This is a genomic window from Streptomyces sp. NPDC002845, assembly GCF_053591955.1.
This window is the reverse complement of sequence record NZ_JBSFUU010000032.1, coordinates 11,702-25,149: the sequence shown is the minus strand read 5'-3', so window position 1 is coordinate 25,149 and position 13,448 is coordinate 11,702. Positions and strand designations below refer to the sequence as shown.

Here is a 13,448-nt window from a genome sequence, read left to right as displayed (position 1 = left end):
TGCGAGGGGCCTCTTCGGTCGGTGCGCCGCCAGGGACTCGAACCCCGGACCCGCTGATTAAGAGTCAGCTGCTCTAACCAACTGAGCTAGCGGCGCCTGCTGACGTCGTAGACCTTAGCATCCTGATCCCGAGGAGGAAAAATCGATATCCGCACGGCGGCGGAGGCCGCGGCGCGGGCCGCGCGCACGGCCGCCCAGAGCAGGATCTCGGGCCCGGGGAGCCACGGCTCACTGGTGTCGGGGGCGACGAGCCAGCGGGAGCCGAGCCGGTCGGAGGGCGCACCGCCGGGCGACGCGGCGCTCGCCGGTGGGCTCAGGGCCGGGACGGTCACCGCGTCACCGGTGCCGTGGCAGAGGAGCGGCGGAATGGCGCTGGTCCGGCCCGGGGAACCCCACTCCTCCCAGCCCAGCAGCGAGGGCAGCCGCTGAGCCGTGCCGGGGGAGGCGAACAGCAGCATCCGCCCCCGGTACGTGGCCACCGGCCCCGAGCCCGGGCCCTCGTCCCACAGTCGGTCCAGCATCCGCCGCCCGAACACCGCGGGCACGTTGACGACGTCGAACGCCGTCCCGCACGGCAGCACCAACGGCGCGGCCGGCCGCTCCTCCCACAGCGCCAGCATGCTCCGCGGATATGTTCCCGCCCCGGCGAGCCAGGCCGCCCCCTCCGGGGTGACCCCGGAGACGTCGAACCGGTCCTGGCGGGGGTACGGGCGAACTCGATGGCTTTGATTCCTCATGCCGCCCAGAACTACCGGCCGTGAGCACCTTGTCTCCGAGGGTTGCGCGAACCGGGGACAGAAGGGGCAGGCCTGGGGTATCTTGCGCCGCTGGCATATGCCGCAACGCGTGACCACCCGGCCGGCGCCGGTGAGCGGAACTCACCCCTCAGCTCAGCCCCGGCGCCGGTTCACCCGTGGCTCAGAGGGCGTCAGGTCCGCTCGCGTCCCGCCCCCGCAGCAGGTCCCGCCCGAACTCGATCATCTTCTTCGCGTAGTCCTCGGTCCACTCGGCCCGCTCGGCGATATCGGCGGCCGTCAGCCGGTCGAACCGCCGAGGATCGGCGAGCTGCGCCGCGGCGATGGCCTGGAACTCGACGGCACGGTCCGCCGCGGCGCGGAACGCGTGGGTCAGCTCCGTCGCACGGGCCAGCAACGCCCGTGGATCGTCGATCGACTCCAGATCGAAGAAGTGCTCCGGATCGGCGGCCGCCTCCGTGGGCTCGAAGAGCAGGGGCGCGGGGCGTAGCCGCGGTTCGTTCCGACGCGGCGCGTGCTCCGCCATGTCTTCTCCTCCTCGTACGACGGTTCGGTGCGTCGCCCGACCCCGGGCGTTCCCGGGGAGGGCCACCGTCCATTGTCTCGTGACCGCGCAAGAGGGCCTTCGCCCCCGCGCCCGGCTCCTACGGCCGCCACACCACCCGGTGCTCCGCCAGCTGCGACAGCACCGCGTGATTCGCCTCCCACCCGTCCGGGAACTTCACCGTCACCCCCAGCTGCACCGGCTCCGTCGACGGATGGTCGTCCAGCAGCTCGGTCACCCCCGCCCGGCACACCACGACGCACGCGTGCCGGTGCCGGGACGCGAGTACGCACAGGCGCCCGGTCTCCAGGTGGAACGCGGTCGCGTCGGGCCGTCCGGACAGCGGGTGCAGGACGACCGTGACGTCGTACTCCCGTCCCTGCAACCGGTTGGCCGTGTCCACGACCACGTCGGTGACTCCGAGCCCGGCCAGCGCGGAGCGCACCGCGGCTGCCTGGTCCCGGTGCGCCGTGCCGACGGCGATCCGGTCGGCGGTCAGCGGCACCGGCTCGTCGGACCGCTCCGAGACCGCCGCACCGCCCCGGTCCAGCAGCCGCCGTACGACCTGCGCGACCGCCCGTACCGCCTCCGGGTCGGTGCGCGGTGTGTGCCGGGCCGGCAGCTCCAGCAGCCCCCAGCCGGACTCCGCCGCCTCGTCGATGACCCGGTCGGGACCCGAACCGTCCGAGGCCACCGCGAAGCCCAGTCGCCGGTCGCCGTGGTCCGTGCCGCTGCGGAACGGTGTGAACGGGTAGAAGGCGTCGGAGACGAGGGGCGCCGCCGATGCCGGGAGCCGCCAGGAGACGGGCAGGCGGTGCTGCGGCAGCTCGGGGTTGTGGGCCAGCAGCGTCGTGACCGCCGAGGCCGAGGGGTCGTACGACAGCCCCGCCCACTGCTCGCTGCCCACGATCGCGAACGGGTCCAGCTGGCCCGGGTCGCCCACGAACAGCGCCCGCTCGAACAGCCCCGCCACCGCCAGCAGCGCGTCCGACCGCATCTGGTACGCCTCGTCGACGATCGCGTGCCGCCACGGCTCGACGCCCTTGACGTGGGCCCACTTGGCGGCGGTCGAGATGACCACGTCGAGCCCGGCCAGATCGGCCGCCTTCGTGGACTTCCGTACGTTCGGCAGGTCGTCGAGGGCCTTGTCGTACGGATCGCTGTCGCTGCTGTGGAGCCGCCCGACCGGCAGCTCGGCGTCCTTCTCCGCCAGCCGCAGCACCAGGTCGTCGACCTGCGCGTTCGTCTGCGCGATGATCATCAACGGGCGCCCGGCGGACGCGAGTTCGAGCGCGGCGCGGACGACGAGGGTCGACTTGCCGGCGCCGGGCGGTGAGTCGACGACCACTCCGCGGTCCGTGCCGTGGAGCGTGTCCCGGAGGATCGCGTCCGTCGCGCGGGTCGCCTCGGCGCCGGGGTCGAAAACGGAAACGGCGGGCGCGGTCACAGCATGTCCTCCTCGGTCACCGGGTCCGGCAGGGGTACGGCGTCGGGCTCGCCCGGTGGTCCGCCGTGGGTCCACGGGGTGTCCTCCGGGTCGGGGAGCTTGGCGCCGCCCCGCTGGTCGTGCTCGAAGAGGGTGAAGCAGAGGAGGTCGCCCTTCTCGGGGACCGACCCGGGCTCCGGTTCCTTGCCGCGCCCCATCTTGTCGACGATCCGCAGCACGACGAAAGCGTCATCCCTTTCGCCGCCGTCGTCCTCGTATCCCACGAACTCGGCGGCCTGCGGCTTCCCGCCCAGTGACCGGTACACCTTCGCGCGCTCCCCGAGATGCGGCCGGTCCCGTGTGCGTACGGTGACCAGCGGGCGTGGGCTGGGCCGCTTGCCCTCGCTGTACGCCATGGCCACATCGGTGACCTCGCCCGCGAACGCCTCCCCGGCGAGGCGCCGGCCGGCCATGACGAGCGGGTCGTCGAGGGCCTCCTGGGCGTCGAGGCGGGCCTGTTCGCGTTCGCGTGCGGCGAGCTTGTTCGCGGCGGTGACCGCGTCGTCGAGGCGCGGCTGCGGGGGTTCACCGGCGGTGATCCGGTCCCGGTGGCCGGTGAACGACCAGCGGTCACGGGTCCACCGGTCGGCCGCGTGGGCGCCCTCGGGCAGGGCACGCAGCAGGTCGAGGCCGTGCCAGACCGCGTCCCAGGTGGGCCGGGTGCGGCTTTCGACGAGGGCGCGGATCTCCCGCTCGGCGGCGGTGAGCTCACCGAGCCGGTCGTCCGCCTCGATGCCGTCCTCGGCCGCGGCGAACGCGGTCCGCGCGCGGTCGTACCGCTCGATCGCCGGGGCCAGCAGCTTGTTGTCGAACGCCGGGTCGGTGGCGGGACCGGCGGGCGGGCACAGCAACTGGCCGTCAGCGTCCCGCGCGAGCTCGGCCCTTCGTGCCGCCGCCTCGCCCGACTCGCCCTCCGGCGGGTCGATCCAGGCCAGCAGCGCTCCGAGGTGCTGGTCCTCCACGCCGGACTGCCCGGTCGCCCAGTGCCGCCCCAGCAGGTCGGTCAGGGCCGGCAGCAGCGAGGACCCCGGCACCCTGGCCCGCTCCCCGAAGTGCGTCAGCCACCGCCCGAGCAAGGGCACCCGGGGCGGCGCCGGATAGGGCGCCTCGGGGTCCTGCTCGGCGGTACGCCGGAACCGCATCGACCGCCCCAGCAGCCGTACGAAGTCGATGCCGGTCCGGCTCGGCACGATCAGCTGCGGGGCGTCCGCGCACAGCTCGACCTCGACCTTGACCCGCTTTCCGGTCTCCGGATCGTTCTCGTTGCGCTCGGCCGCCTCCACGACCTCCGCGTACGCGTCCACGTACGGCAGTACGACGTCCGCCAGCTCCGCCAGGAACGCGAACCGCAGATCCCGGTCCCGCGGCTGCGGCACCACGAGCAACCGGGGCGCCTCCCGCTCCGTCCCCACCAGCGCCCCGAGCGGCGCCCCGGCCTCACCCGCGGTAACCAGCGGCACGAACACAAGCGGCCGTTCGACGAGATGCCGGTGCAGCACGGTGGCAGCGGGCTGGGCCCGCCCGGTGCGCACGGCTTCGAGCCGAGCGAGGGTCGAGATCAGCGGCATGCGGCCTCCTCCCGACGCTCGGCGGTCGCCGTACCCAATGCCTCCGACCGCAGCTCCGCCGCCCTCCGCAGCGCGGCCACCGCCGGGTCGTCGGGGTCTCCGGCCTTGCCGTGGGCTGCGGCCAGGACGTCGTCGACGGTGGTCAGGCCGCCCAGCTCGGCCCGTACCGAGCGGCCCAGGGAGGTGACCGCGCCCTCTTCGCGGGAGTGGGAGCGGCAGTGGAAGGCCAGCTCGCAGGCGGCGAGGCACTCGGGGGCGTAGGTCGCGGGGAGGTGCTCCACGGCGGCCGTGAGCTGGTCCGGGGGGAGGTCCGGGGCGAAGCAGGTGTCCTCGGGGAGGGTGTCCGCGATCTCCTCGATACGGGTGAGGCGGGCCAGCTGGCGGCGGGTGACCGCGCGCTGCTTGCGGACGTCCACCGCGGACGCCGTCGGGAGGTTGGTGAAGTCCTTGGGGCACACCAGCAGCACCCGGTGCCGAACCTCGGGCGCGGAGCCGCTGCTTTGGGCGCTCCGCCTCCGGGGCGCCTCAGCCGGTGTCGAGGGGGCGACCGTGCTCGACCCTTCGGGCCTGCGCGCTCCCCCACTCTCGGCTTCGCTCAAGCGGGGGGACCCCCATGCCCCCTCGACACCGGCGCGCCCCTCCGGCTCCGCGCCGAGGCGGGCGGCGACCTCCTCCAGCGCGAGCACGTACACCGCGGACTGCCGTGCGGCGGCCCCGACCTTCGCCGGGTCCGCCGCACCGTCCAGCATGGGAAAGGACTTGATCTCGACGACCGTCCATGTGCCGTCCGGGTGGACGACCACCGCGTCCGGCTCCAGGAAGGCGGGTGAACCGGCGACGTCGAGCGCGAGCATGGGGTGGTCGAGCAGCGCCCAGGCGCGGGCGTCCGTGGCCTCGCGCAGCGCCAGTGCCGTACGGGCCGCGCGGCCCTCGGGACCGACGGCCGACAGGTCGGGCAGCGCGGCGGCGGCCGGCGGCTCGGCGCCCGGGTCGAGCATCGTGTGCACCAGCCGCAGCAGCTCCGCGCCGCCGTCGGCCTTCACCCGCGCCTCGAAGGCGTTGCCCCGCATGAAGGCGAACTGCGACTGGCCGAAAGCGGACGGTGAGCCGAGCGCGCTCGCCAGCGCCGTCTTGTTCACGCCCGCGCCGTCGAGGAGCGCACGCCGTCTGCAGCCGGGGTTGGCGGCGAGCGCCGCGAGGGCGCGCGCGTCCAGGGCCTTGGGCGGGACGTCGGGTCCGCGCAGGTCAGCGAGCCGCTGCCGGAGCGCCGTCCTCCGCTTCCGCGGGGGCGGCACCCGGCTCGGGTCGGGACGCGCGCTGGCGTGGAATTCGCTCACCCGCGGAAGTCTGGCACCCACCACTGACAATGGGGGACTCAGCGCCCCGAGAGACATCCGCGACGGGAGCGAAACGTCCCCCGGACCACTTCTCGGCCTGCGCCGTCGGCCACGCCCAGAGCCGGGTCGAGGCCCGCATCACCAGTGGCGTCAGCAGCAGCCCGACGCCCATCACGGCGGCGCCCGCGACCGCGTCGAGGAAGTAGTGGTTCGCGGTGCCCATCACGACGATCGTGGTGACCAGCGGATACGCGACGCCCGCGACCTTGGCCGGGCGCGAGTCGCTGTACCGCCAGAGGATCACCCCGCACCACAGCGCCCAGCCGACATGCAGGCTCGGCATCGCCGCGAACTGGTTCGTCATGCCGCCCAGCCCCCGAGGCGCGCTCGCCTCGCCGCCCCACCAGCCGTACGAGCTGTAGTACGCCATGGTGTCCACGAAGCCGTGCTCGGGCGCCAGCAGCCGGGGTGGGCAGGTCGGCAGGAGGGTGAAGCCGATCAGGCCGATGAACGTGGACGTCATCAGCCAGGTGCGGGCCGCGCGGTAGCGCACCGTACGGGAACGGAACAGCCAGACCAGGATCAGCGGTGTGACCAGGTAATGCAGGGACGCGTACAGGAAGTCGGCGGGGATGCCGAGCCAGGGCTCACGGGTGAAGAGCCGGTTCAGCGGGTGCTCGGCGTTGAGCCACAGCGCCTTCTCGAAGCGGAGGATCGCCAGGCCGTGGTCGACGGCGGCGGACTCGTTGCCCCGGACCAGCAGGCGGCCGGCCGAGTACGCCCCGTACACGAGCAGGATCAGTGGTAGTTCGGTCCACCAGCGGAGCCGGGCACGTGGTGCCACCTCGCTGTCCTGCGCGTCGGTCGGCGGCATCCGATCGTCACTCCCCCATCTGCAGTCTCCGCGGCCCGTGGCCACTGCTTGACGGTGGCACGTCCCAAATCTACGGCGTATGCGGCACCCGCTCGGAGCCACCCTGGTCGTCCCCGTTCCAGAAGACGCTCTCCAAGACGCAGAGATCGCCCCGCGGGTTGCCCCGTGTCAGCGTGCGCGATGATGGGGCGAATCCGCCTCTCATTTCTCCCTTCTCACCGGAAAGGCCCCTCATGGCACCGCGCATCCTGCTGGCCCGGCACGGACAGACGCAATGGTCCCTTGCCGGAAAGCACACCGGCAGGACCGATGTGCCGCTCCTGGAGGAGGGCCGACGCGGCGCCAAACTGCTCGGCGAGCGCCTGTTCCGCACGCCCCTGAACGGCCTCCCCGGAGCCGAGGTCCGTACGAGCCCCCTCTCCCGCGCGCGTGAGACCTGCGAACTCGCCGGCTTCGGCGACCGGGCCACCCCGTGGGACACGCTCATGGAGGTCGACTACGGAGCCTACGAGGGCCTGACCCCCGACGAGATCCGGGCCTGCCGCCCCGGGTGGCTCATGTGGCGCGACGGCGTCCCCGAAGGGGAGACTCTCCAGCAGCTCTCCGCGCGCGCGGACGAGGTCGTCACCTGGGCCCGCTCCGCCGACCGAGACGGCCGTGACGTCCTCATATTCGCCCACGGCCACATCCTGCGCTCCATAGCCGCCCGCTGGCTCGGCCTCCCCCTCGACTTCGCCGCCCGTGTCCGCCTCAACCCGACGTCCCTGTCGGTGCTGGGCTGGGCCTACGGGGAACCGGCCATTGAATCCTGGAACGACACGGGACACCTCGCCCCGTAGGCGTCTTTTGTTGTTTATGCCGTACGCGGCAGCGCGGCGTGCCGGTCCAGGAACGCCGACACCCCCGAAGCCCGCCGGTGCGGCAGCAGCACCCTCGCCGTGCCCGCCAGCATCGTCTGGATCCGGGACGACTGGACCTCGTCGAGCAGATCGAGCACCTCCATGCCGGCCCCGGCGGCCTCGTCGGGACGCCCCCCGCGCGCGAGGTCGTCGGCGAGCTCGGCGGTGTAGAGGGCGATGTTGCGGGTGAAGTGCGGGTCCTGGAGACGGGCGGCGCGCCGCGCGTGCCGGGCCGCACGCGGCCAGTCGCCCAGCGTGGACCAGCACTGCGCCTCCAGACCCTCCAGCTCGGCCTCCCCGTAGAACGTCATCCACTCCGGGTCGGCATCGGAAGTGCCCCGCCCGTACAGCGCCTGCGCCCGGGCCAGCGCCTGTCCGCACCCCGTGCGGTCGGCGAGCCCCGCCCAGCCGCCCGCCTCCCTGAGCGCCAGCAGCGACATCAGCCGCGCCGAGCCCAGCGGCCGGGCGACCCGCTGCGCGGCCTGCGCCGCCCGCACCGCCTCACGGGGCCGCCCCGCGTCGCGCGCGAGGAAGGCCGTATTGCAGAAGGCATGCGCCTCCAGAGCCGGGTCCCCGGACATCCTTGCCGTCGCCAGCGCCTCCGCGTAGTGCGAGCGAGCGTCGTCATACCGCCCCGAGTCGTGTGCCAGCCAGCCCACGGAGATCGCGAGCTCCCCCGCCCCCGCGTACAGCCGGTCCGTCGCCGTCTGCCGGGTCGTCCCCGCGTCGAGCAGCGCGTACGCGGTCCGCAGCGGCGCCGCGGCTCTCCGGTACAGCCCGTCGGCCCCGTGCCGGTCGTCCAGCACCCGGATCTTGCGTACGGCCTCTTCGAGCGCCCCCGCTTCGGACGTCCCCGCCCGGTGGACGGGCCGCCCGGCCGCGGCGGCGGCTCCGCCGAGGGCGAAAGGGCCCAGCGAGACGGTCGCCACTGTGGCGGTACCGCCGGTCATGAATGCGCGACGCTGCACGTCGCTCTCCTCGTGGTGGTCCTGGTACGTGTCTTGCGTATCTGGCGTGTCATACGGCTCGTGCGCCCCCGTCGTCTCACCCTCTGTCCCATGCGGGGCGGACGACGGGCTCATGAAGCGCGGCTGGGGCGCGTCCTCGGCGGCGCGCGCCCCCCGGCCGCGTACCGCCGAGCGAGGTGCGAACCCCAGGTCGGTCAGCGTCCGGCCGGGGAACATGTGCAGGAACACCCGCTCGTACGCGTAGTTGGGGCAGCGGATCTCCCCTGACTCCACCCGCCCCACGTACCGCGCGTCACAGCTGACCCGCTCGCCGATCTCGCGCGCCGCCCGCCGTACCGCCGCGGCGAACTCGCCCGGCGAGCGCTGCCCGCGCAACTGCCGGAAGGCGAGGTTCGGCCGGGGTGGCCGGGGGGACTGGGACGAGGTCACCGTTGACGACGCCATGGCCGGGCCCTCTCTCGCGAACCGTCGAACCGTGCCGGATTCGGGGTGAGTTGTCCGTATGGCGCATGGCTCGCTGCCCCGCGTCCGGCGGTGCACGAACGTACCCGCCCGATCGAGGGTGGCACGCGAGGTTTGGCTACAAACCGGATATCTCATCCGGGATCTGCCATGAACTGCCATCCTTTGCGGCGGAGTTCCGCCGTAGCCGTTGACGCCCCGGCGCGTTGTACAACTCGGACCGGGAGCCGCCCGAACTCCCGATCACCGCTCGCTGGAGGAGGGGTTCTCGTGGTGGAGGCCGGGATGAAGAGCATCGATCCGTGTACGCCGACGACGACCGCAAAGCACTGGCCGACCCCCGAGTTGATCTCCCCGCCTTCGCAGCAGGCGTCCGACTGCGACCTCGTGACCGTCCCCGCCCGGCAGGGCCTGGAGGCGGTCGACATCCTCCGCCGCGGCGCCGTCGACACCGCCGGACCCGAGCTCGCCGTGGGGCCCGTCCTGCACGACGACAGCCACGACACCCTCGGCTTCCTCGTCCCGCCCGGCACCGCCGACGCCTGGGACGTCCCCGGCAGCACCTGCACCCAGTCCGACGGCCGCGGCCTGAGCCTCGCCCCCGCCGACGGCTCCGACTGGCTCCTCCCGCCCGGCGAGGCCGACCTCGCCACCGACCCGGCGGTGCTGCGGGTGGCGTTGGGGGAGGCGGCGCGGTTGATCGAGGTGGTGGACAACTGCCGGTAGGGCGGGCAGTTGCCGGTAGCGCCGCATGCCAATGGAGCAGGGTTGCCGGTGAAGCCGGGTGCCGGTCGTGGAGCCGTATCGCACCGCTGAGCCGATTGGTCGCCGTACCCCGATAATGGCGGGATGGGCAGGTCGAAGAAGGTTCGGCGGGGGCAGGCGGCCCTCGAAGCCGTTGTCGAGACGGTCGACGGAGGGCTCGCCCAGCTGCTGCCCGACCGGGACCGGCCGCGCGCCTGGACCCTGTTGATCGACGGCGCCCCGCAGTCGCACGTCGACCTCGACGACCCGGCGTACCTCTCCTTCGAGTACCAGCGCCGCCTCGGCCACGTCATCGACCTCGTCGCCCCGCCGGGCAAGCCCGTGCGCGTCGTCCACCTCGGCGGTGGCGCCTTCACCCTCGCCCGGTACACCGCCGCCACCCGGCCCCGCTCCACCCAGCAGGTCGTCGAACGGGACGCGGCCCTCGTCCAACTCGTCCGCCGCGAGCTGCCGTTGGACCCCGGCGCCCGAATACGTGTGCGCTCGGCCGACGCCCGCGAAGGACTCGCCAAGGTGCCGGACGGCTGGGCGGACCTGGTCATCGCGGATGTGTTCAGCGGGGCGCGCACTCCGGCGCACTTGACCTCCACGGAGTTCCTCACCGACGTCCGCAGAGTGGTGAAGCCCGGCGGTCTCTACACCGCCAACCTCGCCGACGGCCCGCCGCTGGCCCACCTGCGCGGCCAGATCGCCACCGCGGCGGCCGTCTTCCCCGAACTCGCCCTGGTCGCCGACCCGGCCGTGCTGCGGGGCAGACGCTTCGGCAACGCGGTCCTCGTCGGCTCCGACCGGCCCCTGCCCATCGCCGAACTGACCCGCCGCGCCGCCTCCGACCCGCACCCCGGCCGGGTCGAACACGGCAAGGCGCTCGCCGACTTCACGGGCGGGGCGGTGGCGGTGACGGACGCGTCGGCGGTGGCTTCACCACCTCCGCCGCCGTCGGCGTTCCGGTAAGAGGTCTTCAGCTTCAGGGGGCTTCGGAGGTCTTCGGACGTCTTCAGAGATCTTCAAGGGATTTTCAGTAGGTGCCGATGTCGACGCGCGGCGCGCTGTCGTGCCAGGTGCAGAAGACGGTCACCCGGTCGGCGCCCGAGCTGAACTCCACCCGGATCCACGTCTCCGTCTTCCAGACCTGCATCGACCAGCCCGAGCCCGGCGTCGCGGAGACAAGGGTGGCCGAGGCCTCGCCGAGGGAGAAGACGACCCGGCCGCCGTCGGTGTCGTAGCTCTTGACCTGGCCGGAGGCGGTCGGGGGTGGGGTCGGGGTGGGCGTGGGGCTGCGCCCGGCGGGGGTGGAGGCAGTGGAGGTGGGTGAGGATTCGCGGCTTTCGTCTCTGCCGCCCGGACTCGTCGTGTTCCCCGACGGCTCCGGCCGGACCGTGGACGTCGCCAGGGCCTGAGCCCCGCGCAAGGCCGGGTCGCCGGTCGTGATGGGCAGGGCGCGGGGCGGGTCGTACGCGGTTCCGGCCATCACCGTGTGGACGCCCCACCAGGACAGCGTGGCCGCCGCGCTCGTGGCGAGCAGCCAGGCCAGTACGTGTACGAGTCCTCTGCGCATCGCGGGCCATACTGCCCCACGAGCCCCATCAGTGTCCCCTGTCGTCCCGTGTGCGGGAGTTGTCCACAGGCACCGACCGGCCCCCGCCGCATGGCGTACGGTGCCGCGCATGGCAAGTGTGCTCGTGGTCGAGGACGACCAGTTCGTACGCTCGGCGCTGATCCGGCATCTGACCGACGCCTCGCACACCGTGCGCAGCGTCGGCACCGCGCTGGAGGCGCTGCGCGAGGTCGCCCACTTCCGCTTCGACGTGGTGATCCTGGACCTCGGACTGCCCGATCTGGACGGGTCCGAGGCCCTGAAGATGCTGCGCGGGATCACCGACGTGCCCGTGATCGTCGCCACGGCGCGGGACGACGAGACGGAGATCGTCCGGCTGCTGAACGCGGGCGCGGACGACTATCTGACCAAGCCTTTCTCGGTCGAGCACCTCTCCGCGCGCATGGCCGCGGTGCTACGGCGGTCCCGGGCGAGTGCCGGTGACGTACCGCCGTCGATGGTGATCCGGGTCGGGGGCCTGTCCATCGACCCCCTGCGCCGCCAGGCCGAGCTCGACGGCGTACGACTGGATCTGACCCGCCGCGAGTTCGACCTGCTCGCCTTCCTCGCCGGGCGGCCCGGTGTCGTCGTACCGCGCCGGGAGCTGCTCGCCGAGGTGTGGCAGCAGTCGTACGGCGACGACCAGACCATTGACGTGCATCTGTCGTGGCTGCGGCGGAAGTTGGGGGAGACGGCCGCGAAGCCGCGCTATCTGCACACCTTGCGGGGCGTCGGCGTGAAGCTGGAGCCGCCGGGAGCGGAGCCGTTGCCATGAGGTGGGCGCTGGTCAAGGTGTGCGTGGCGGTCACCGCGATGGTCGTGGTCGCCTTCGCGGTCCCGCTCGGCCTCGTCATCAAGGAGATGGCCCGCGACCGGGCCTTCTCGAACGCCGAGCGCGAGGCCGCCGCCATCGCCCCCGCGCTCTCCATCACCACCGACCGGGAGCAGTTGGAGCGGGTCGTCGCCTCGGCCGGTTCGGACGACGGGGTCGCCGTGCACATACCGGCCGGGGACGCGGGCGCCGAGGTGGCCGGGGACACGGGGGCTGAGGCGGTCGGGGCGATCGACTTCGGGCGGCAGCGCGCCGCCGACGAGGACATCGCCGCGGTCCGCGAACTGGGCCGCGCCTCCACCACCGAGGTGCCCGGCGGCTCCACACTCCTCCAGCCCACCGCGCTGAGCTCGGGCGAGATCGCGGTCGTCGAGGTCTACGTCCCCGAGGCCGAGGTCAGCCACGGTGTCCCCATGGCCTGGGCGGTCCTCGCCGGAGTGGGCGTCGCCCTGATCGTCGGCTCGGTCGCGGTCGCCGACCGGCTCGGCGTCCGCATGGTCCAGCCCGCCCAGCGCCTGGTCGAGGGCGCGCGCGAACTGGGGGAGGGGAGACTCGGGGCGCGGGTGCCCGAGGAAGGGCCCAAGGAACTGCGCCTTGCGGCGGTCGCGTTCAACTCGATGGCCGACCAGGTGGTCCAACTGCTCGCGAACGAACGGGAGCTGGCGGCCGATCTGTCCCACCGGCTGCGTACCCCGCTGACGGTACTGCGGCTGAACACCGCCTCGCTCGGTGACGGGCCCGCAGCCGAGCAGACGCGGGCCGCGGTCGAGCAACTGGAGCGCGAGGTCGACACGATCATCCGTACGGCCAGGGAGGCCAAGCCGAAGACCGTCGCGGCCGGCCTCGGCGCCGGGTGCGACGCGGCGGAGGTCGTCCGGGAGCGGATGGCGTTCTGGTCGGCGCTCGCGGAGGACGAGGGCCGCAAGGTCCGGGTCGCGGGCGTGGAGCGGCCGGTCCGCATACCCGTGGCCCGCGCCGACCTCGCCGCCGCCCTCGACGCCCTCCTCGGCAACGTGTTCCGGCACACCCCTCAGGGCACGGCCTTCGCGGTCGACGTGCACAACGGGGAGGACGCGGTGATCGTGCTCGTGTCCGACGCCGGGCCCGGCATCACCGACCCCGAGGCGGCGATGGCGCGAGGGCTCGGGTCGGGCAGCGACGGCTCGACCGGGCTCGGGCTGGACATCGTGCGGCGGCTCGCGGAGTCGACGGGCGGGGATGTGCGGATCGGGTCGTCGGTGCTGGGCGGGACCGAGGTGCGGATATGGATTCAGTTGGGCGGGAGGGCGCCGGTTCGGCGGGGACATCGGGGGGCGGTGCGACGGCGCAGGCGCGCTGCGGGCGTCGGCTGAAGGTCCCGC

At 73.3% G+C, this 13,448-nt stretch carries 13 protein-coding genes and 1 tRNA gene; 5 read left to right on the top strand and 9 right to left on the bottom strand.

Annotated features, from left to right (window positions below; genetic code table 11):
• Positions 1 to 22: 22 nt before the first annotated feature.
• The 7 genes from ACWD3C_RS23590 to ACWD3C_RS23560 form a co-directional block, all read right to left on the bottom strand.
• A tRNA-Lys gene (locus tag ACWD3C_RS23590) sits at positions 23 to 96 on the bottom strand.
• The gene (locus tag ACWD3C_RS23585; RefSeq protein ID WP_451146948.1) at positions 87 to 737 is read right to left on the bottom strand and encodes a bifunctional DNA primase/polymerase; all 651 of its coding nucleotides are present in this window, start codon (positions 735 to 737) and stop codon (positions 87 to 89) included. Before ACWD3C_RS23585 ends, ACWD3C_RS23590 begins: the two co-directional genes overlap by 10 nt.
• Positions 738 to 918: 181 nt before the next feature.
• Positions 919 to 1,281 carry a hypothetical protein gene (locus tag ACWD3C_RS23580; protein WP_451146946.1) on the bottom strand — a complete coding sequence of 121 codons (363 nt, stop codon included), beginning with the start codon at positions 1,279 to 1,281 and terminating at the stop codon, positions 919 to 921.
• 118 nt (positions 1,282 to 1,399) lie between these two features.
• Positions 1,400 to 2,746, bottom strand: coding sequence for an AAA domain-containing protein (locus tag ACWD3C_RS23575; protein WP_451146944.1), 1,347 nt, complete (start codon positions 2,744 to 2,746; stop codon positions 1,400 to 1,402).
• On the bottom strand, positions 2,743 to 4,353 hold the full coding sequence (locus ACWD3C_RS23570; protein ID WP_451146942.1) for a hypothetical protein: 1,611 nt from the start codon (positions 4,351 to 4,353) through the stop codon (positions 2,743 to 2,745). The genes ACWD3C_RS23575 and ACWD3C_RS23570 overlap by 4 nt, the downstream gene beginning before the upstream one ends.
• Positions 4,344 to 5,648 (bottom strand): hypothetical protein, encoded by a 1,305-nt coding sequence (locus tag ACWD3C_RS23565; protein ID WP_451147084.1) that lies wholly within the window; start codon positions 5,646 to 5,648, stop codon positions 4,344 to 4,346. Before ACWD3C_RS23565 ends, ACWD3C_RS23570 begins: the two co-directional genes overlap by 10 nt.
• Complete coding sequence (locus tag ACWD3C_RS23560; protein ID WP_451146940.1) at positions 5,599 to 6,564, bottom strand: phosphatase PAP2 family protein; 966 nt, start codon at positions 6,562 to 6,564, stop codon at positions 5,599 to 5,601. The genes ACWD3C_RS23565 and ACWD3C_RS23560 overlap by 50 nt, the downstream gene beginning before the upstream one ends.
• Before the next feature lie 233 nt (positions 6,565 to 6,797).
• On the opposite strand from ACWD3C_RS23560, the gene ACWD3C_RS23555 reads away from it, so the two are divergent.
• On the top strand, positions 6,798 to 7,403 hold the full coding sequence (locus tag ACWD3C_RS23555) for a histidine phosphatase family protein (RefSeq protein WP_451146938.1): 606 nt from the start codon (positions 6,798 to 6,800) through the stop codon (positions 7,401 to 7,403).
• Positions 7,404 to 7,417: 14 nt separating this feature from the next.
• Here ACWD3C_RS23555 and ACWD3C_RS23550 read toward each other — a convergent pair whose 3' ends face one another.
• A complete protein-coding gene (locus ACWD3C_RS23550; protein ID WP_451146936.1) occupies positions 7,418 to 8,875 on the bottom strand; it encodes a hypothetical protein in 1,458 nt (485 codons plus the stop codon).
• A 303-nt stretch (positions 8,876 to 9,178) separates the two neighbouring features.
• On the opposite strand from ACWD3C_RS23550, the gene ACWD3C_RS23545 reads away from it, so the two are divergent.
• Together ACWD3C_RS23545 and ACWD3C_RS23540 are read left to right on the top strand one after the other, a co-directional pair.
• Positions 9,179 to 9,619: a hypothetical protein gene (locus ACWD3C_RS23545; RefSeq protein WP_451146934.1), complete on the top strand. Its 441-nt coding sequence runs from the start codon at positions 9,179 to 9,181 to the stop codon at positions 9,617 to 9,619.
• Positions 9,620 to 9,742: 123 nt separating this feature from the next.
• Positions 9,743 to 10,612 carry a spermidine synthase gene (locus tag ACWD3C_RS23540; protein ID WP_451146932.1) on the top strand — a complete coding sequence of 290 codons (870 nt, stop codon included), beginning with the start codon at positions 9,743 to 9,745 and terminating at the stop codon, positions 10,610 to 10,612.
• Positions 10,613 to 10,676: 64 nt separating this feature from the next.
• On the opposite strand, the gene ACWD3C_RS23535 is transcribed toward ACWD3C_RS23540, so the two are convergent.
• Positions 10,677 to 11,216, bottom strand: coding sequence for a hypothetical protein (locus ACWD3C_RS23535; RefSeq protein WP_451146930.1), 540 nt, complete (start codon positions 11,214 to 11,216; stop codon positions 10,677 to 10,679).
• A gap of 109 nt (positions 11,217 to 11,325) precedes the next feature.
• On the opposite strand from ACWD3C_RS23535, the gene ACWD3C_RS23530 reads away from it, so the two are divergent.
• On the top strand, positions 11,326 to 12,030 hold the full coding sequence (locus tag ACWD3C_RS23530; protein WP_451146928.1) for a response regulator transcription factor: 705 nt from the start codon (positions 11,326 to 11,328) through the stop codon (positions 12,028 to 12,030).
• On the top strand, positions 12,027 to 13,439 hold the full coding sequence (locus tag ACWD3C_RS23525) for an ATP-binding protein (protein ID WP_451146926.1): 1,413 nt from the start codon (positions 12,027 to 12,029) through the stop codon (positions 13,437 to 13,439). The genes ACWD3C_RS23530 and ACWD3C_RS23525 overlap by 4 nt, the downstream gene beginning before the upstream one ends.
• Positions 13,440 to 13,448 lie beyond the last annotated feature (9 nt).

What these genes read in the sequence shown, in the direction of transcription:
- ACWD3C_RS23550 (WP_451146936.1), bottom strand. Translation starts at nt 8,875, where the DNA reads ATGGCGTCGTCAACGGTGACCTCGTCCCAGTCCCCCCGGCCACCCCGG.
- ACWD3C_RS23535 (WP_451146930.1), bottom strand. Translation starts at nt 11,216, where the DNA reads ATGCGCAGAGGACTCGTACACGTACTGGCCTGGCTGCTCGCCACGAGC.
- ACWD3C_RS23530 (WP_451146928.1), top strand. Translation starts at nt 11,326, where the DNA reads ATGGCAAGTGTGCTCGTGGTCGAGGACGACCAGTTCGTACGCTCGGCG.
- ACWD3C_RS23525 (WP_451146926.1), top strand. Translation starts at nt 12,027, where the DNA reads ATGAGGTGGGCGCTGGTCAAGGTGTGCGTGGCGGTCACCGCGATGGTC.
- ACWD3C_RS23555 (WP_451146938.1), top strand. Translation starts at nt 6,798, where the DNA reads ATGGCACCGCGCATCCTGCTGGCCCGGCACGGACAGACGCAATGGTCC.
- ACWD3C_RS23545 (WP_451146934.1), top strand. Translation starts at nt 9,179, where the DNA reads ATGAAGAGCATCGATCCGTGTACGCCGACGACGACCGCAAAGCACTGG.
- ACWD3C_RS23585 (WP_451146948.1), bottom strand. Translation starts at nt 737, where the DNA reads ATGAGGAATCAAAGCCATCGAGTTCGCCCGTACCCCCGCCAGGACCGG.
- ACWD3C_RS23540 (WP_451146932.1), top strand. Translation starts at nt 9,743, where the DNA reads ATGGGCAGGTCGAAGAAGGTTCGGCGGGGGCAGGCGGCCCTCGAAGCC.
- ACWD3C_RS23560 (WP_451146940.1), bottom strand. Translation starts at nt 6,564, where the DNA reads ATGCCGCCGACCGACGCGCAGGACAGCGAGGTGGCACCACGTGCCCGG.
- ACWD3C_RS23580 (WP_451146946.1), bottom strand. Translation starts at nt 1,281, where the DNA reads ATGGCGGAGCACGCGCCGCGTCGGAACGAACCGCGGCTACGCCCCGCG.
- ACWD3C_RS23570 (WP_451146942.1), bottom strand. Translation starts at nt 4,353, where the DNA reads ATGCCGCTGATCTCGACCCTCGCTCGGCTCGAAGCCGTGCGCACCGGG.